Source organism: Agrobacterium sp. M50-1 (genome assembly GCF_049843495.1).
Lineage (GTDB): Bacteria > Pseudomonadota > Alphaproteobacteria > Rhizobiales > Rhizobiaceae > Agrobacterium > Agrobacterium radiobacter.
The window spans coordinates 170,797-187,900 of sequence record NZ_JBBHZH010000007.1; the positions used below are offsets into that span (position 1 = coordinate 170,797).

At 59.4% G+C, this 17,104-nt stretch carries 16 protein-coding genes; 13 read left to right on the forward strand and 3 right to left on the reverse strand.

Going from position 1 to position 17,104, the window contains the following annotated elements; all coding sequences use genetic code 11:
• Positions 1 to 145 precede the first annotated feature (145 nt).
• Positions 146 to 1,297, reverse strand: a complete 1,152-nt coding sequence (locus WDZ78_RS17660) for a glucoamylase family protein (RefSeq protein ID WP_425673820.1) — start codon at positions 1,295 to 1,297, stop codon at positions 146 to 148.
• Positions 1,298 to 1,548: 251 nt separating this feature from the next.
• On the opposite strand from WDZ78_RS17660, the gene WDZ78_RS17665 reads away from it, so the two are divergent.
• Positions 1,549 to 1,638 (forward strand): lipocalin family protein, encoded by a 90-nt coding sequence (locus tag WDZ78_RS17665; protein ID WP_425673750.1) that lies wholly within the window; start codon positions 1,549 to 1,551, stop codon positions 1,636 to 1,638.
• 31 nt (positions 1,639 to 1,669) lie between these two features.
• On the opposite strand, the gene WDZ78_RS17670 is transcribed toward WDZ78_RS17665, so the two are convergent.
• Together WDZ78_RS17670 and WDZ78_RS17675 are read right to left on the reverse strand one after the other, a co-directional pair.
• A complete protein-coding gene (locus WDZ78_RS17670; RefSeq protein WP_425673751.1) occupies positions 1,670 to 2,308 on the reverse strand; it encodes an SGNH/GDSL hydrolase family protein in 639 nt (212 codons plus the stop codon).
• A gap of 44 nt (positions 2,309 to 2,352) precedes the next feature.
• The gene (locus WDZ78_RS17675) at positions 2,353 to 3,264 is read right to left on the reverse strand and encodes a 2-dehydro-3-deoxygalactonokinase (protein ID WP_425673752.1); all 912 of its coding nucleotides are present in this window, start codon (positions 3,262 to 3,264) and stop codon (positions 2,353 to 2,355) included.
• Between the two features lie 114 nt (positions 3,265 to 3,378).
• Between WDZ78_RS17675 and WDZ78_RS17680 the strand changes: the two genes are divergently transcribed.
• From WDZ78_RS17680 to WDZ78_RS17735, 12 genes are all read left to right on the forward strand, one after another.
• On the forward strand, positions 3,379 to 4,287 hold the full coding sequence (locus tag WDZ78_RS17680; RefSeq protein ID WP_026363629.1) for a dihydrodipicolinate synthase family protein: 909 nt from the start codon (positions 3,379 to 3,381) through the stop codon (positions 4,285 to 4,287).
• Positions 4,284 to 5,450, forward strand: coding sequence for a mandelate racemase/muconate lactonizing enzyme family protein (locus WDZ78_RS17685; RefSeq protein WP_425673753.1), 1,167 nt, complete (start codon positions 4,284 to 4,286; stop codon positions 5,448 to 5,450). The genes WDZ78_RS17680 and WDZ78_RS17685 overlap by 4 nt, the downstream gene beginning before the upstream one ends.
• A gap of 24 nt (positions 5,451 to 5,474) precedes the next feature.
• Positions 5,475 to 6,746: an ABC transporter substrate-binding protein gene (locus WDZ78_RS17690; protein WP_026363630.1), complete on the forward strand. Its 1,272-nt coding sequence runs from the start codon at positions 5,475 to 5,477 to the stop codon at positions 6,744 to 6,746.
• An 83-nt stretch (positions 6,747 to 6,829) separates the two neighbouring features.
• Positions 6,830 to 7,756, forward strand: coding sequence for a carbohydrate ABC transporter permease (locus WDZ78_RS17695; RefSeq protein WP_425673754.1), 927 nt, complete (start codon positions 6,830 to 6,832; stop codon positions 7,754 to 7,756).
• A gap of 10 nt (positions 7,757 to 7,766) precedes the next feature.
• Entirely contained in the window at positions 7,767 to 8,597 is an 831-nt protein-coding gene (locus WDZ78_RS17700) for a carbohydrate ABC transporter permease (RefSeq protein WP_142172418.1), read from the forward strand.
• A gap of 2 nt (positions 8,598 to 8,599) precedes the next feature.
• Positions 8,600 to 9,682: an ABC transporter ATP-binding protein gene (locus tag WDZ78_RS17705; RefSeq protein ID WP_425673755.1), complete on the forward strand. Its 1,083-nt coding sequence runs from the start codon at positions 8,600 to 8,602 to the stop codon at positions 9,680 to 9,682.
• Complete coding sequence (locus tag WDZ78_RS17710) at positions 9,679 to 10,662, forward strand: NAD-dependent epimerase/dehydratase family protein (RefSeq protein ID WP_425673756.1); 984 nt, start codon at positions 9,679 to 9,681, stop codon at positions 10,660 to 10,662. Before WDZ78_RS17705 ends, WDZ78_RS17710 begins: the two co-directional genes overlap by 4 nt.
• Positions 10,587 to 12,341 carry an SMP-30/gluconolactonase/LRE family protein gene (locus tag WDZ78_RS17715; protein ID WP_425673757.1) on the forward strand — a complete coding sequence of 585 codons (1,755 nt, stop codon included), beginning with the start codon at positions 10,587 to 10,589 and terminating at the stop codon, positions 12,339 to 12,341. Before WDZ78_RS17710 ends, WDZ78_RS17715 begins: the two co-directional genes overlap by 76 nt.
• Positions 12,342 to 12,344: 3 nt before the next feature.
• Complete coding sequence (locus WDZ78_RS17720; RefSeq protein WP_425673758.1) at positions 12,345 to 13,106, forward strand: SDR family NAD(P)-dependent oxidoreductase; 762 nt, start codon at positions 12,345 to 12,347, stop codon at positions 13,104 to 13,106.
• Positions 13,107 to 13,199: 93 nt separating this feature from the next.
• Positions 13,200 to 14,309 (forward strand): PAS domain-containing protein, encoded by a 1,110-nt coding sequence (locus WDZ78_RS17725; RefSeq protein ID WP_020010289.1) that lies wholly within the window; start codon positions 13,200 to 13,202, stop codon positions 14,307 to 14,309.
• Positions 14,310 to 14,320: 11 nt separating this feature from the next.
• Complete coding sequence (locus WDZ78_RS17730) at positions 14,321 to 14,746, forward strand: response regulator (RefSeq protein ID WP_425673759.1); 426 nt, start codon at positions 14,321 to 14,323, stop codon at positions 14,744 to 14,746.
• A gap of 32 nt (positions 14,747 to 14,778) precedes the next feature.
• Positions 14,779 to 17,088: a GAF domain-containing protein gene (locus WDZ78_RS17735; RefSeq protein WP_425673760.1), complete on the forward strand. Its 2,310-nt coding sequence runs from the start codon at positions 14,779 to 14,781 to the stop codon at positions 17,086 to 17,088.
• Positions 17,089 to 17,104: the final 16 nt, after the last annotated feature.

Consider the following 17,104-nt stretch of genomic DNA (forward strand, 5'->3'; position numbering starts at 1 on the left):
ACCGAACGTTCGCAACAACATTTCGGCAGCCCTTGATCTGGAAGCGGTCAAGCGAGGCGTGAAACGACCCTCACCAGGTGATTAAAATCAATCTGTCGGGGTTGGAAAAAGTTGAGCAGGCGTCATCGCAAATGGCGGATGACGATTACCGGACCTCCAGGAGATCGCCTGCTTCCCGGTATCTGTCCGTCCGAAAGCCCAGCTTGACCAGCCCGCTGCTCACCTCCGCCGCGTTCATGAACAAATCCCAGATAAGGCCGCTGCGATGGTTTTCCATCATCGCAACCACCGGGCCCTGATTGATGGCGAGATGCGTTTTTGAAACCCAGCCGGTAGACGGCTCGAAGGAATCCATCAGACCAAAACGGCCCATCAGCGCGCCGCCACGCCACTGCAGGAAGCGCATGGCCGCCTGTTTTGATCGAGCCGGGAGGAACGGCATGCTGGAGAGCGCAGCCGTCGTTGCAATGATCCCATGATCATCCGTGGGAGAATTGACGATATACTTCTTGGGCCCATCACAGGCGGAGAGACCCCATCCGTCGTCTGGCCCATAGCGAGTGCTGCAATAACGATAGTTGATCAGGCTGTGCGCATGAACCTGTTCAAGATAATCGCTGCAATAGGCATCACCCAGACCGCGCGGATCGAGAGTGCAGAACGAATATTGCGACAGGAAGAGCGGACCTCCAAAAGGCTCGCCAAGCGGCAACCTGACACCGAGATAAGTCTCACCGTTCCTGATTTCGCCCTTGCGCGCCCAACCGGAGTGGTAAGACGCCGTGTCTATCGCGTGTGCGGCTGATCCCGCCGCAAGCACATAACACACCAGAGCCTCGTTCCATCCCACGATCGGCAGGTTCTTCGCCCAGCCGAACCGGGGGCTCCAATGCCAGAAAAGGGGCCCGGGCTTTCCCTGTGTAAACCAGTCCCACTCCACCGCCTCGACGATGTCGTTAACGGACCGGCGCAGATCGATTTCGCCTGATGATTGCCCGCCAAAGAACTCGCGGGCGCAGATCAGCGCCTGAACCAGAAGCGCAGTCTCGACGAGGTCGCCGCCGTCGTCGAACTTTGCAAATGGGATTGTCTTGCCGCCAGACGTATGGACAAAATGCGGAAAGGCGCCGTGAAATAGTTTCACCGCGCTGAGAGATCGCAGCATGCGGTTTGCCCGGTCGACCGCCGCCTGCCTTGTGATCCAGGAACGGTAAACGCCGACGATCAGCGCAAGAAATCCGAAGCCAACACCCGATATGGACGTGATTTCGTGGATCGGCCGACCCTCCGATCCCATGCGGTCCCTCGGAAGGCCGCTCTCAGGATGGCTGCCGGACCAGAAATAATCGAAGGTACTGTGATGCAGGCCATCAAGTTCAGCAGAAAATTCGTCCGTCACTTCCAACCTCGGATGATCCCCAGCAAAACAAGAAGCAGACCCACAGACAGGCTTATCCGACTCGCCCATTGATTCCAAATGCACACGGAGAGGTGGCCTGATGTTGCGCGGCTCACCGACGGTTTTTTGCCTCAACCTCACAGGCATGGATGGCGACTTCGACCCCTTCTTGGGGCGGGCCGGTCGAATTTACGGGCAACGCCTCGGGACGGGGCTACCTGGAAATGAGCGGTTATTAATCGGCTGTCCGCAGCCCGACGTTACGTCTTCCTAGCGCTCGGGCCGCGCGACCTTCCCGAGGGCAGGCTTGAGGGCCTCGGCCCAGACGGCGTAGCCCGCGGCGTTCAGGTGAACGAGGTCCGGTTGATAATAGCGGAACATGGGCAGTCCGTTTTCACCCAGGAGGCGCCCGTTAGGGTCCAGAAAGGTCACGGTCGCCGCCTTGTCACACCAATCGCGCGTCAAGTGGTTGAAGCGCTCGAACTCATCGCGATAAATCCAGCGTGCCGGGCTGGGTTTAACCGCCAGAACGAACAGCTGCGCGTGTGGCAAGGCTGCGGAAATCCGATCGATTAATGTCTGGAAATGTCGATACGTCGTTTCAGCCGTTTGGCCATCGCTGGCAATATCGTTTTCGCCGAAATACAAAAAAGCCCTTCGAGGCTTCAGAGGCACAAGAAGCTGGTCCATGTAATGCAGGGCAGACAGAAAGGTGCCGCCACCAAAACCGAGGTTGACGGCGTTGAGGGAATTGAGGTCCTCTGCAAGAGAACTCCACATCCGGAAGGAAGAGGAGCCGTAAAACGCTATGGGATCGTCTGGCAGCCCCAGCCGCTGCAGTCGCATGAGGGTGGTCATGATATCGCTGTCGTAGCGGCTGGTGCCGATGCTGGCTGGAAACTGGTACATATCACCTCCTTTGAGGTAAAACGGGTAATGTCAGGACGCGATATTCACGGAAGCGCCCGATGCAGGACCTGCAGCGCCCCTCTCGTCAAATCATCGTCGGCGCCCATCGAAATTTGCAGATCGAAGATTTTCGCCGCCTCGGCATAGAGGTCGTTCAAGCCGTCATTACCGACGATGGTTGCTTCACCGTTTTCGACAAACCAACCGGCATCCCGTGCCTGACGAAACTCCTGGCCGATCACCAGACCGCGGACGAATGATCGCAATTGGTCGGCAGACAGCTTGCCGGCCAGCACGCCCGTGCGCGCTGCAAACAGGAGAGACGACATGGCGATTGACTGTTTTGCCTCGTTCAGGCCCCACACATAGGCATCGTCATCATCCACCGGCGGCTGCGTCGAGCCTTTAGCGATGAAAGAGTGGTTGATCAGTAGATTGAATATTTCGCCGGTGACAAATGTCTGAAAGCCGTCGATTTTCCCGGCTTTCACCCGCGCCCATTTGCTGTGCGTTCCAGGAATGATGACGATGATTTCATCATTGAGGCCATGGCCGACAATCTGGGTTTCTTCACCGCGCATAACGTCCGGAAACGGCGTCCGCCGGGGCTCCTTGAGACCCGGCAGGAAGACCAGATCAGATCCGTTCGGCAGCTTTCGCCTGACCGTGCCGCTGGCCAGCTGTTCCGGACCCGCGGGGCAGGCGACATAATCAACCTCTACCCATCCGTTACGACTGGTGATCATTCCCAAGGCCGCGACCGGCAGTGTCCCATGTGCTGAGAACCAGGGCGTCAGGGCAGCCATAAGAACCGCCTCGTGGCCGCCTTTTGCGACAGTCGTTATTCCGTCCGCGGTTTCCAGGGAAGCGATGGGTTGTCCATGGTTATCGGCAAGCACCGCCCTTAACGACGTTGTCCCCCAATCAACTACGATCGACGTCGGCTGTCCTGTCATGCGGCTATCCTCCTGCTGCGCTCATATTAGGGGCTTGTCATAAGGCGCAATGCGCGTTAGTGTCAATTAGTGAATTCAAGGTATCAATATATGATACCAAATAGGAGGAGAATGATGGTGGCCGGCCTTAAGGGGATTTTGCCCGTTCTGCCGACGCCGTTTCTGGCGAACGGCGGCATTGATGAAGCAGGCATGAAGCGGCTGGTGGCCTTCGCCCTGGAAAAAGGCGTGGACGGGGTCGTGTTTCCTGGCTTCGCCAGCGAAGTGGAAAGCCTGACTGCTGAAGAACGGGCAGTTCTGTTGAAGATCGTCGTCGATACGGTCGGCGGCCGTGCGCCCGTTGTCGCCGGAGCAAGTGCTGCTGATTGGCGCGAGGTGGTCGAACACGGGAAAGTGGCGTCCGCGCTCGGCATCCGGCATCTGATGGTGCAGCCGCCGAAGGCGGTCGGAACCGATGGGCCGGCGCTGATCGACTTCCTCGGCAAGGTCATCGAGGCGCTTCCAGGTATTGAGATCATCCTGCAGAATGCGCCTGCCCCGCGAGGGTCGGACCTCTCGCCGCAGGCGATCGTGGAAATCGTGCAGGCCTTGCCGCAGGTTACCTATGTCAAGGAAGAGACGCTTCCCGCCGGTCCCGCCATCAGTCACATCATCGCGCAGGCGCCTTCGACGCTGAAGGGCGTCATCGGCGGCGGCGGCGCGCGCTATATTCTCGATGAATATGCCCGTGGGGCAACCGCGGCCATGCCGGCGCTGGAGATCGCTGAGGAACATGTGGCCATCGATCGCGCACTCAACGCCGGAAGGTCGGAAGACGCCCGCAGGATCTACGTCCGCACCCTGCCTCTCCTCGTTCTTCAGGCGGTCTACCGCATGCGGCTGACCAAATATGTTCTGGCTCGTCGCGGCGTCATCGACGGCATCGGCGTGCGTGCGCCGACCCCCGAACTCGACTCGGCCGCCATTGCCGATATCGACGCCAATCTTGTCGAGCTCGGCCTCATTACGCCGGAGGCAGCATGAGCAGCCCCGTCGCAACCGTCGAAGTTTTCACCCTGACCCAGCCGCGCAAGGTCCCCTATCTTGGCGCTCTCAGGGAAGGTGAAGTGGTCAACCCGAACGGCTATATCGTTCGCAAGGGCAATCGCACGGTTTACCCCACCTTCGACCGCAGCGTTCTGGTGCGCATGACGACCAAGGCGGGCACCATCGGCTGGGGAGAGACCTATGGCATCGTCGCCCCCGGCGCGGTCGCCGCGCTGATCAACGATCTTCTTGCCGGTTTCGTGGTCGGTCGGGATGCGTCCGATCCTTCGGCGATCTATGACGATCTTTACGACATGATGCGGGTGCGCGGTTATACCGGCGGCTTTTACGTGGATGCGCTCGCCGCGCTCGATATCGCGCTCTGGGACATTGCCGGGCAGGAAGCCGGAAAATCGGTGCGCGACCTTCTCGGCGGCGGCGTGGACAGCTTTCCGGCCTATGTTTCGGGGCTGCCCGAAAAGACACTGAAGGCGCGAGGGGAACTGGCGAAATACTGGCAGGATCGTGGTTTTGATGCCTTCAAATTCGCAACGCCGGTGGCCGACGATGGCCCGGCGGCGGAGATCGCCAATCTCCGGCAGGTTCTTGGCCCGCAGGCAAAGATTGCCGCCGACATGCACTGGAACCAGACGCCGGAAAGGGCGCTGGAACTCATTGCGCAGATGACGCCGTTCGACCCGTGGTTCGCCGAAGCGCCGGTCTGGACGGAAGATATCGCCGGGCTGGAAAAAGTATCGAAGGGAACAGAGGTTCCGATCGCCGTTGGCGAGGAATGGCGCACCCATTGGGACATGCGCGCCCGCATTGAACGCTGCCGCATCGCAATCGTGCAGCCGGAAATGGGCCACAAGGGCATCACCAATTTCATCCGCATTGGTGCTCTTGCCGCCGAGCAGGGCATTGACGTAATTCCGCACGCGACAGTCGGCGCGGGCATCTTCCTTGCCGCCAGCCTGCAGGCGTCATCGACATTGCCGACTTTGAAGGGCCACGAGTTCCAGCACTCGATTTTCGAGCCCAACCGCCGGCTGCTTGCCGGCGACATGGATTGCCGCGAAGGCAGATATCACCTGCCCTCGGGCCCCGGACTTGGCGTCAAGCCGTCGGAGGCGGCGCTCGCTCTTATTGAACGTATCTGATTTGGTTTTCTGGAGGAGGAACCCATGACTAAAAGAATAAAAAAGCTGGCGCTTGGCACAGCGACCGCGATGCTAATGACCTTGACCGGACTTGCACCAGCGATGGCCGATACCGTTTTGAAATTCATATCCTGGCAAACGGACGATGCCGGCACTGGTGAATGGTGGCGTTCCGCCATCGCGGCCTTCGAGAAACAGCATCCGGGCGTCAGGATCGAGTTCACCAAGGCCGAGCGTAGTTCCTACGCCGACACGATGACGACGCTTTTTGCCGCCAATCAGCCGCCGCAGATCGTGCATCTCGCCTCCTTCGAATTCCAGATGTTTGCCGATAGCGGCTGGCTCGAACCGCTTGACCCGTGGCTGAAGAAGGACGGCATCGACATGACCGGCTGGGCCGGCCAGCAGAAATGCGAATGGAACGGCGAGACCGTCTGCATCATGACCAACTATTTCGGTTTCGTGATGGCCTACAACAAGAAGATTTTGGAAGATGCGGGCGTCGCGGTTCCGAAGACCTATGACGAGTTTCTGGCGGCCGCAAAAGCCACGACCAAGGATCTGAACGGCGACGGCATTATCGACCAGTTCGGCACCGGCCATGAAACCAAGGGCGGGCCGGGTCAATATCTGACGGAGATGCTGAACTACATTCTCGACGCCGGCGCCTACTGGACTGACAAGGACGGCAACATCACCATCGATACGCCGCAGATGGTTGAAGGTTTGACCCGATGGAAAACCGTGATGAAGAGCGGCATCAGCCCGGTGGACATGAGCGCCAGCGACGTGCGTAAGCTGTTTGCCGACGGCAAGATGGCCATGCGGCTCGATGGGCCCTGGCTTTACGGCACGACCGAAAAGGGTTCGGCCAAGAGCGACATCGTTTATGTCGCGCCGCCGCTTCATCCGCCGCTTGGCGGCTCGTCCAACGTGCTGGCCATGCCGGCCGATATTCCCGACGACCAGAAGGCATTGGTCTGGGATTTCATCAAGCTGACGATGACGCCGGAATTCCAGCGCAGCTATGCCACCCTTGGCGGCAACACCCCGCCAAGCCCGAAGGCCGACGTCTCGGGCGTCGAAAAGACCATCCCGCATTTTCCGGTGCTGATCGAGACGATGAAGGCCGCATCCGAGGCGGGTATCGACCGCATTCCGACCGGACTTGAGCTCTTCTACAACGAGTTCAGCAAGATGGTGATGGAAGAAAGCCAGCGGATGATCATTCAGGATCTCGATCCGGCGGAGGTGGCGAAAACCATGCAGGCGAAGGCCGAAGCCATCAAGGGTTGATCCCCCATTGTCCTGATCTTGTTGTCCTGCCATGGCCCGTAAAGGGCCATGGCCATCATCCGCATCCGGCAGGAGGACCATCCATGACCGAACCCGTTCGGGCTGGGCGTCGCAAGTTTTTCGATCTTGCGCGCCCCAGCCGGCAACATCTCCTCGGCTATATTCTGATCGCGCCCGCGGTCCTGATGGTTGCCGCCATCATCGTCTGGCCGCTCGTTCTGGCCATCGACCTGTCGTTCCAGCAGGTCAAGATACCGAGACTCGGCGGCGCCAGCCGGCCGTTTTCGCTGAGCAATTACACATGGTTGTTCTCCTCGCCGGAATTCTGGTTGGCCTGCTGGGTGACGTTGAAACTGGTCATCGTCGTCACAGTCGGTAGTGTCGCGGTCGGCCTCAGCACGGCGCTTCTCGCCAATAACCGTTTCAAAGGCCGCACCGTCGCTCGCCTGGGCATGGCGCTGCCCTGGGCGGTGCCGGAAATCATCGCGGTCGTTATCTTTGCATGGATGTTCGATACCTCTTTCGGCCTTTTCGGCTGGCTGGCGATAAAGCTTGGTTTTACCGAGCAGATGATCCCCTGGGTCAGCAGTTCTACGGCCGCCTTCTGGGCGGTTGCCATTACCATGGTGTGGAAAGGCTTCCCTTTCGTGTCGATCATGTGTCTGGCCGGCCTGCAGTCCATTCCCGCCGATTACTACGCGGCCGCCAAGGTGGATGGTGCAAGCGTCTGGCAGCGTTTCCGCTGGATCACCATCCCGCTTTTGATGCCGGTGCTGGGCGTGACGCTGGTGCTGACGCTGCTGTGGGTCTTCCGGGACTTTTCCATCATCAAGGTTCTGACAGGCGGCGGGCCGCTGCGTTCGACCCAGACGCTGTCGATCATGACCTATGACCAAGCCTTTCAGTATCACAATTTTGGCCGCGCCGCCGCCGTCGGCGTGCTGACACTGGTGATCTGCATCGTCGCGAGCCTCCTGATGCTCGGCCGGCGTTCGAAATCGATCTATTGAGGGGGCTTTGATGAAACGGACATTTTTACAGAGCCTTGCGCTTTATGCGACTGTCATCTTCACGCTGGTTATGATCCTGTTCCCGGTCTACTGGCTGCTAGTCACTGCGCTTTCCACCACCGATGAGCTGTATCGCCTGCCACCGACCTTCTGGCCCGACGATGCGCAATGGGACATTTTCGCCCGGGTCTGGGCGGCAAAACCGATCCTGCTGTGGCTTTGGAATTCGATGCTGGCGGCGATCGGCTCTGTGGCGCTGTCAATGCTGGTCTCGGTCAGCGCCGGTTATGCGCTGTCGCGGTATTCGATGAGGGGCGGCGCGACCATGGGTCTCTTCGTGCTGACCGCCAAGATGTTGCCTGCGACACTGCTCGTCATTCCGCTGTTTTCGATCTTTTCCAGCTTCGGCCTGATCGGCAGCCTGTGGACGCTGGTGCTGGCGCATTCGACCATGATCATTCCTTTCGCCACATGGATGCTGAAAGGCTATTTCGACACCATTCCCAAAGAGCTGGAACAGGCCGCCATGGTCGACGGCTGCTCGCCGATCGGAGCGATGGTGCGCGTCGTTCTTCCCATCGCCACGCCGGGCCTTGCCGCCACGGCCCTTTATGCCTTTGTGCTTAGCTGGGCGGACTATGCCTATGCGCGCACCTTCCTCGTCAACTCGCCGGACAACTGGACGGCCAATCTCGGCATCACCACGATGCAGGGCGAATACGTCACCTACTGGAACGACATTTCCGCCGCATCCGTGTTCATCGCGCTGCCGATCATCGCAATCTACCTGTTCCTGGAACGTTATTTGGTCGGCGGCCTCACCGCTGGCGCGGAGAAATAAGCATGGCCAATATTTCCATTCGCAACGTCAGCAAGTCCTATGGCGCGCTCAACGTGCTCAGGCCCTTTTCGCTTGAGATCGAGAACGGCGAGTTCGTGGTGCTGGTCGGGCCTTCCGGCTGCGGCAAGTCGACGATGCTGAAAATCCTCGCCGGTCTCGAACCCGCAAGCGAAGGGCAGATATTCATCGGCGATAACGAAGTCACGGATCTGGCGCCGGGCGACCGCGACATCGCCATGGTGTTCCAGAATTATGCGCTTTATCCGCACCTGACTGTACGCCAGAATATCGGCTTCGGTCTTAAGATGCGTGGTACGGACAAGGCGGAAATCGATCGCAGGGTCGACGATGCCGCGCGCATTCTGGAGGTGACGCCCTATCTCGAACGCAAGCCCAAGGATCTGTCGGGCGGCCAGCGGCAGCGCGTCGCGCTTGGCCGCGCCATCGTGCGCCAGCCTCAGGCCTTCCTGATGGACGAACCCCTATCCAACCTCGATGCCAAGCTGCGCGTCCACATGCGTGCCGAAATCGGCGCTTTGCACAAACGCATAGGGGTCACCACCGTTTATGTGACCCATGACCAGGTGGAAGCCATGACCATGGCGGACCGGGTGGTTATCATGCAGGGCGGCATCATCCAGCAGATCGCAGCGCCGGACGAGCTTTTCAACAACCCGGCCAATCTTTTCGTTGCCGGTTTCATCGGCTCGCCCGGCATGAATTTCCTCAATGCGGAACTTCGCAATGGTGCACTGACGCTGTTTGGCCAGACGGTCGCCATGCCCGCGGCCACAGCCCATGAAGGCGATGTCGTCGTCGGCCTGCGGCCGGAGCATCTGACGCTGGGCGAAGCGCCCGTGATGTTCAACGTGCGCCCGACACTGGTGGAAAGCCTGGGTTCGGAAAAATACGTCTACTTCGGTGATGAAGGCGCAAGGGTGGCCGATAGCGAAGAGGGCAAGTCCAAGGGACTGATCGCCCGCGTCTCGCACACCGGTAATCTTCCCGGCAACGAGGCGCTCCGGCTCGGCTTCGATCCGGCCCAGCTTTATCTCTTCGACGCAAAAACCGGAGGACGGCTATGATCCTTGTCACCGGGTCAGCCGGCCGTGTCGGCAAGGCCGTTGTAACAGCACTTCGCGCGCAGGGCCGAAACGTTCGGGGCCTTGATCTGAAGCCGGCGGGAGCCGGTGGCGAGGAAATTGTCGGCTCGCTGGAGGATGTGCAGGCCGTTTCCAAAGCCGTGGAGGGCGTGAGCGCGGTCTTGCACCTTGGAGCCTTCATGTCTTGGGCCCCGGCCGATCGCGACCGCATGTTCGCTGTCAATGTCGAGGGTACGCATCGGCTTCTGGACGCAGCCTCGGCGGCTGGCGTTCGGCGGTTCGTTTTTGCCTCCTCCGGGGAGGTGTATCCGGAAAACCGTCCTCAGTTCCTGCCGGTCACCGAAGACCATCCGCTTCGCCCCAATTCGCCCTATGGTCTCACCAAGCTTCTGGGAGAAGAGCTGGTGCGCTTTCACCAGCGGACGGGCGGCATGGAAACGGTGATCCTGCGTTTCTCTCATACGCAGGATGCGGAAGAGCTGCTCGATGAAGACAGTTTCTTTTCTGGTCCGCGGTTTTTCCTGCGACCGCGCATTCGCCAGCAGGAAAATTTTGGAAACACCGCCATAGCCGAGTTGCTGCAGTCGAGCGATATAGGCGCGCCATCGCATATACTGGCGCGCAACGAAAACGGCCGTCCATTCCGCATGCACATCACGGATACGCGCGATATGGTTGCCGGTATTCTGCTGGCTCTCGATCACCCCGGGTCGGCGGGTGGCACCTTCAATCTCGGCGGGGATGAACCGGCCGACTTCAGCGAACTTCTGCCGAAGATGGCGGCGCTGACTGGCCTTCCCATCGTGACAGTCGATTTTCCCGGCGGCGGCGTTTATTACCATACGTCCAACAAGCGCATCAAAAATACTCTGGGATTTGAAGCACAATGGACGATGGACCGGATGCTGGAAGAGGCGGCCGCCGCAAGACGGCAGCGCCTCGCGAAGGAGCGGACGCAATGAAGCCGGAGACACCGGGAGGGACGGCCGCGCTGGCCAAGGGATTGACGCTGCTCGACATGGTCGCCGATGCGCCGGAGCCGCCGCGTTTTGCGGAGCTGCTGCGCGCCTCCGGTCTGCCAAAGCCGACCTTTGCACGCATCTTGCGGACGCTTATCGCCTATGGACTCGTCCGGCAGGATGAGGCGCGGGGCACCTATGTGCTCGGCCAGCGCTTTCTGGAAATGTCGCACAGGGTTTGGGAGAGCTTCGATCTCGTTTCCGCCGCAACACCGGAGCTCGAGAGGCTTGCGGCGGAACTCGGGGAGACGGTGGCGCTCTGCCGCCTGGACGGCACGATGACCCAATATCTCGCCGAACGTTCTCCTAACGGGCTTTCGGTTCGTGTCGAAGTGGGGCGTCGCGTTCCCCTGCATTGCACGGCACCGGGCAAGGCGCTGCTCGCCTTCCAGGATCCCGCAGTCGGCCGCGCCCTCTTGGACCGTCTGACGCTCGATGTGCAGACGCCGAAAACCATCACCACGCTCGATGCGCTCCAAGCCGACCTAACGCTGACCCGGGCGCGCGGTTATTCGATTTCCTATGAGGAGCACCTGCCAGGAGTGAATTCGGTGGCCGCCCCCGTCATGGGTCGCGACAATACGCCGATGGGTGTGCTCGTTGCGCTTGGCCCGTCCTCGCGGCTTGATTCTTCCAACATCCATCCTGCCGGCCGCGAGCTGATTGCCGCCGCGCGGCGCATCACGGGCGCCGCGGGGGCCGTCGCCATCAGTTCCAGACCGAGGCCGCGATCGGCAACGGGCCGCCCGAGTGCTGATTTGAGTTGTATCCTGCCATGGGGTGCGCAACTGGGCGAGAGCCCCGTGTGGCACGATGGCGAGAACGCTCTCTACTGGGTGGATATTCTCCACCCTGCTGTCCATCGTTTCGATCCGGCGACAGGCCGCAACGAGACCTGCGAGACCGGCAAGTTGGTGAGCGCGGTCATTCCGGTTGGCGATGGCCGCCTTCTGGTCGCGTCTCAGGATGGGATTGAATGGCTTGATTTTGCATCCGGTCGCCTCACACCCTTCGTCAGCCCTGAGGCAGGCATCGCTGACAACCGCTTGAATGATGCCAAATGCGGACCGGACGGTGCAATATGGGTGGGGTCCATGAGGATTGACGCCTCAAAACCCACCGGCGCGCTTTATCGTATCAACGCCGATGGGGCATTCGAACGCAAGGAGGGCGGCATCATCGTCTCCAATGGTCTCGGCTGGAGCCCGGACGGCAGAACGTTCTACTTCGTTGATACGGTGCCCGGCCTGATCCACGCCTATGATTGCGATCCCATGACCGGAACGCTGTCGGACCGGCGCGAATTCGCGCGTATCCCCGTCGCCGATGGCCGGCCGGATGGTCTTGCCGTGGATGTGGAGGGAGGGGTCTGGTGCGCGATCTGGGATGGCTGGTCCGTGCGTCGCTATCTTCCGAACGGCAAGCTGGATCAGGTAATCGATATGCCGGTGCCGCGTCCTTCCAGCATCGCCTTTGGCGGGCCGGACCTGTCGACGCTGTTCATCACCAGCGCCCGGACGCGCCTGCCTGCATCCACACTCGCCGACGCGCCTCTGTCAGGCGGTCTGTTTTCCTGTCGCCCGGGAGTTTCCGGCGCGCGCGTCTCGTTGTTTGAAGGATAACGAATGTCCCTCGAAAACATCTTTGGCCTGAAAGGCCGCACGGCGCTCGTCACCGGTTCAAGCCGGGGCATAGGGGCGGCGATCGCCGAAGGGTTGGCCGGGGCGGGTGCACAGGTCATCCTGCATGGCGTGAAGGCGGGCGCCACGGCAGCTGTCCGGGAACGGATCATCGCAGGCGGCGGAACGGCGTCTGAGCTGGCGGGAGATCTCTCAAAAGCCGATGCTGGCCGGCATCTTATCGAACAGGCAGAGGCGATCGCGCCACTCGACATCCTCGTTATCAACGCCAGTGCTCAGATCAATGCCACGCTCTCGGCGTTGACGCCAGGTGATCTGGCGTTTCAACTGGCGGTCAATCTGGGCTCGACGGTCGACATGCTGCAGACGGCGCTGCCGCGAATGGCGGCTCGGAAATGGGGCAGGATCGTCTCCATAGGATCAGTCAATCAGCTGAGGCCCAAAAGCGTCGTTACCGCTTATGCGGCAACAAAGGCTGCGCAGCACAATCTGATCCAAAGCCAGGCAAGAGACTACGCGCGCGATAATGTGTTGCTTAATACTCTCGCGCCCGGCCTCATTGATACCGACCGCAACGCCCATCGCCGCCTTGAGGATCCGGAGGGTTGGGATGACTATGTAAGGACGCTGAACTGGATGGGGCGCGCCGGAAAACCGGAGGAGATGGTAGGAGCAGCGGTCTTCCTCGCCTCCGAAGCTTGCAGCTTCATGACAGGCGAAACCATATTCATGACCGGGGGCTTTTAAAGGCGACTGACGCTGCGTCCCTGATTTTTTCCAGGGATTGGAACAAAAGCCGAGATAACCCATTTCATGGGCGTGCAATTTTCAGGACGCTGAATGAAAGACGATCCCCATTCCCGGCAGAATGCCAAAGACGCCGGACAGCGTCTCGTTTCAGGGCATGCTTCCGAAGATCCGTTTGCGGCGGCATTCAAGGCCACCCGCATGCCGATGCTCATTACAGATCCCCGGCAACCCGACAATCCTATCATTTTCTGCAATACAGCCTTCTGCATCCTCACCGGCTATGCGGTGGAGGAATTGGTTGGACGAAACTGCCGTCTCCTTCAGGGGCCACAGACCGATTCGGCCGCGGTCGACAGACTGCGTGACGCCGTTGCGTCGGAAAGAGACATATCCATCGATATCCTCAACTATCGGAAAGACGGCACGAAGTTCTGGAACGCGTTGTTTGTAAGCCCGGTGCGCGATGTATCCGGAGTGGTGATTTACTTTTTCGCCTCGCAGCTCGACTTCACCAATATAAAGAGCAAGGAGGCCGAACTCGCCCGCGCGCGACATCTCGCCGAGGAAGAAGTGGCGAAGAGAACGGCGGATCTGACCGAAGCCCTGCGCGCCAAAACCGCGTTGGTCCATGAGGTCGACCATCGTGTGAAAAACAACCTTCTGACGATCGCCTCCATCGTCAAACTCCAGGCGCGCATGACCGACAATGAGGTCGTCGAGCGGACGTTGATGTCGGTGCTGAATCGGGTCGAAGCGCTCAGTACCGTCCAGCGAAAGCTTCTGAACGACGAGGACGTAGGCCATTTTGATGTCGCGGATTTCGCCAATACCCTGATGTTGGACAAGATCGGCGCCTTGAAACGGGCCGATATACATCTCACGACGGACCTTCATGAGGTCGTGGTTCCCGCCACCAAGGCATCCCCTCTGGCTTTGATCATAAATGAGCTCATTGACGACGCCATTGGCAGGGGGCTGAGGGAGGGCGGTGGCGAACTGCACCTGGAGGTGAAGCGGCTCAACGGGCACTTCCTTATCAGGGTTGTCGATACCGTCGTTCCGGTGGAGGTGGATGGGGAACAGGCCGCCTTCAGCAAGAAAATGCTGGAAGCCTCCCTGAAGCAGCTGCGTGCAACGATCGTCAGGACAGTCGATGAGCGCCGCACCGACGTCCGGGTCACGCTTTCCGTAAAAGATTGAGAGGATATTTTGTGAAAATCTTGATCGTCGAAGACGAAGCTTTGCTGGCCATGGAGCTGGAGAGCGAAGTGGAAGACGCCGGACACGAGATCGTCGGCATTGCCGCCGACAGCAAGCAGGCTCTCTCGTTGATAGAAAAGGTGTCGCCGCAATTTGCCTTCGTAGACATCCAGTTACTGGACGGCCCGACTGGAATAGGCGTCGGCCAACATCTTGCTTCCCGCGCAGTTCCCTATGTCTTCGTTTCAGGTAATCTGAAGAGGATCCCAGAGGACTTCGCGGGTGCGCTTGGCGCGATTGAGAAACCTTACACGATGAACGGCTTGCAGAACGCGCTGCAATTCATTGAAACTATTGTCAGTGGAGACGTCCGGTCCGCTACCGTGCCGCCAAGTCTCGTTTTATCTCCCAACCTGCTGGCCGCATTGTCGGCGTGATGACGCCACTGCTCCGTGACTAGGAATTGACCTTGAACTCACCATCTGAACGCATTGATGCAGTTCGCAATTCTGGTTTGCTTGATGTTCAGGGCCAATCCGAATTCCAGGATATTATCGAAGTCGTGAAGGCTGGGCTGAAATGTCCGGTCGCTCTGATTTCGATTCTCGATGAGCATCGCCAGGTCTTCATCGCCCATCTCGGCCTTCCGGAGAAATGGGCCGAAGCGGCTGAGACGCCGCTTACACATTCCTTTTGCCAGCATGTGGTTCGCGACAAAGCACCCCTCATCATCGGAGACGCAACGCTTCACGACCTCGTCAGAGATAATCTGGCTATCACCGATTTGGGTGTGATTTCCTACATGGGCGTGCCCGTGACGATGCCTGACGGGATGGTGATTGGAGCGCTTGCCGCAATCGACGGAGAGCCGAGAACCTGGACCGAAAGCGAGTTGGAACTGCTCAGCCGGATCGGCCGGGTCGCGTCCAACCAGATCGCCACCTTCCTTTCCGAGCAGCGTTGGGGAGCACTTTTCGAGCAACTCGAAGAAGGGATCGTCGTCGGCTCGGTCATCCGTGATCTCGACGGCACAATCATCGACTGGCGGTATGAAACGGTCAATTCGGCATGGAGTGCTTTGCTCGGCCTGGCGGCTGACAACGTTCCAGGCCAAACGATGCGAGGCGTCTTTCCCGATTTCGAGGAAGAATGGATTTCCGACGTCGCCGAAGCGATGGAGACCCGGCAAAGCAAGCGCTTCACGCGCAGGGTCGGCTCGCTGGATCGCTGGTTCGATGGCTATGTCCAGGCCACCGGAGAAGATAAATTCGTCATCATCTTCGTTGATGTGACCGATCGCATGCAGGCGATAGAAGCCTTGCGGAACAGCGAAACGAAACTGCGACTGATCGTTGAAGGAGCCAAGGACTACATCATCCTTACTATTGACGAAGACCAGCGGATCACGAGCTGGTTCGGCGGCGCCGAGGAAACTTTCGGCTGGTCGGAGGCGGACATGCTCGACCGGCCCTTCGAGAAGATGTTTACGGCAGAAGATCGCGCAGCCGGTATTCCTGCGCTCGAGGTCAAAACTGCGGCCCGCGAAGGCGTTGCTCTTGATCGCCGGTGGCACCTCGCTGCCGATGGCACGCGTGTTTTTCTGGATGGCACGATACGGCCGATGCCCAATCATTCATCATCCCATCTGTCGGGCTTCATCAAGGTCGCAAGAAACGCTACGGCGCAAAAACTCTCGGAGGACAGGCAACTTGCGTTCCTGGAACTTGGGGAGAAGATCCGCGAGCTTGACACGGTTGCCGACGTCGCATTCGCGGCAGCGGAAATCATGGCACGTAATCTGCAAGGGGCAACAAGAGCCGGTTACGGCGTCGTTGACCCTGTTACCGAGACTGTGCAGATGCAGCCGGACTGGTGTGCGGATGGAATGTTCAGTGTTGCCGGCCTTCATCAATTCCGGGACTACGGATCTTATATTGAGGATCTCAAGCGCGGCGAACTGGTCATCATATCGGATGTCGCTGCCGATCCGAGAACCTTGGATTCCGCCGATCTTCTTCAATCGCTGGGCATGTCCGTGCTCGTCAATGTCCCCATTCTCGAACGTGGCGCCTTCGCCGGCGTCATGTTCGTACATTACGAAAAACCACATGAATTCACGCCTGAAGAACGCGATTTCGTGCGTACGATTGCCGACCGGACACGCGAGGCGATTGCCAGAATCCGCGCGCAGCAGGAGCAGCAGGTTCTCAATCACGAGATAAGCCACCGTCTCAAAAACACGCTGGCGATGGTTCAGGCGATAGCGACCCAGACCTTGCGGCCCGTCAGAGATCGAGCGCCTGTTGAAGCCTTTACCAGCAGGTTGCATGCGCTGTCCAAGGCGCATGACGTTCTGCTCAATCAGAATTGGTCCTATGCACGCATGGTGGCTGTGATTGATCCCGTGCTCCGGCAACTTTCCCTTCCAGGTCGCTATCATCTGTCAGGTGTGGACCTCGAAGTTGGTCCAAGGACTGCCTTGAGCCTTGCGCTCCTGATGCATGAACTCGGCACGAATGCGCTGAAATACGGGGCTTGGTCCAATGATGCAGGAAGCGTCGCGGTGACTTGGAAGATCCAAGCTGTCGGTGGCGAAAGCACACTCGTGCTGGAATGGAATGAACAGGACGGTCCCCCCGTGGCGCTACCGTCCGGCAAAGGATTTGGTTCTAAGCTCATCCGCGTGGGCCTGATGGGAAATGGGGGGGTGGAGGTCAACTACGACCCGGATGGACTGCGCGTCGCCATGCATGCGCTAGTTTCACAGCTTGGGCAGTGACAGCCGGTCCAAGTGA

What these genes read in the sequence shown, in the direction of transcription:
- WDZ78_RS17690 (WP_026363630.1), top strand. Translation starts at nt 5,475, where the DNA reads ATGACTAAAAGAATAAAAAAGCTGGCGCTTGGCACAGCGACCGCGATG.
- WDZ78_RS17720 (WP_425673758.1), top strand. Translation starts at nt 12,345, where the DNA reads ATGTCCCTCGAAAACATCTTTGGCCTGAAAGGCCGCACGGCGCTCGTC.
- WDZ78_RS17725 (WP_020010289.1), top strand. Translation starts at nt 13,200, where the DNA reads ATGAAAGACGATCCCCATTCCCGGCAGAATGCCAAAGACGCCGGACAG.
- WDZ78_RS17685 (WP_425673753.1), top strand. Translation starts at nt 4,284, where the DNA reads ATGAGCAGCCCCGTCGCAACCGTCGAAGTTTTCACCCTGACCCAGCCG.
- WDZ78_RS17695 (WP_425673754.1), top strand. Translation starts at nt 6,830, where the DNA reads ATGACCGAACCCGTTCGGGCTGGGCGTCGCAAGTTTTTCGATCTTGCG.
- WDZ78_RS17710 (WP_425673756.1), top strand. Translation starts at nt 9,679, where the DNA reads ATGATCCTTGTCACCGGGTCAGCCGGCCGTGTCGGCAAGGCCGTTGTA.
- WDZ78_RS17705 (WP_425673755.1), top strand. Translation starts at nt 8,600, where the DNA reads ATGGCCAATATTTCCATTCGCAACGTCAGCAAGTCCTATGGCGCGCTC.
- WDZ78_RS17660 (WP_425673820.1), bottom strand. Translation starts at nt 1,297, where the DNA reads ATGGGATCGGAGGGTCGGCCGATCCACGAAATCACGTCCATATCGGGT.
- WDZ78_RS17715 (WP_425673757.1), top strand. Translation starts at nt 10,587, where the DNA reads ATGGACGATGGACCGGATGCTGGAAGAGGCGGCCGCCGCAAGACGGCA.
- WDZ78_RS17700 (WP_142172418.1), top strand. Translation starts at nt 7,767, where the DNA reads ATGAAACGGACATTTTTACAGAGCCTTGCGCTTTATGCGACTGTCATC.
- WDZ78_RS17665 (WP_425673750.1), top strand. Translation starts at nt 1,549, where the DNA reads ATGGCGACTTCGACCCCTTCTTGGGGCGGGCCGGTCGAATTTACGGGC.
- WDZ78_RS17675 (WP_425673752.1), bottom strand. Translation starts at nt 3,264, where the DNA reads ATGACAGGACAGCCGACGTCGATCGTAGTTGATTGGGGGACAACGTCG.
- WDZ78_RS17680 (WP_026363629.1), top strand. Translation starts at nt 3,379, where the DNA reads ATGGTGGCCGGCCTTAAGGGGATTTTGCCCGTTCTGCCGACGCCGTTT.
- WDZ78_RS17670 (WP_425673751.1), bottom strand. Translation starts at nt 2,308, where the DNA reads ATGTACCAGTTTCCAGCCAGCATCGGCACCAGCCGCTACGACAGCGAT.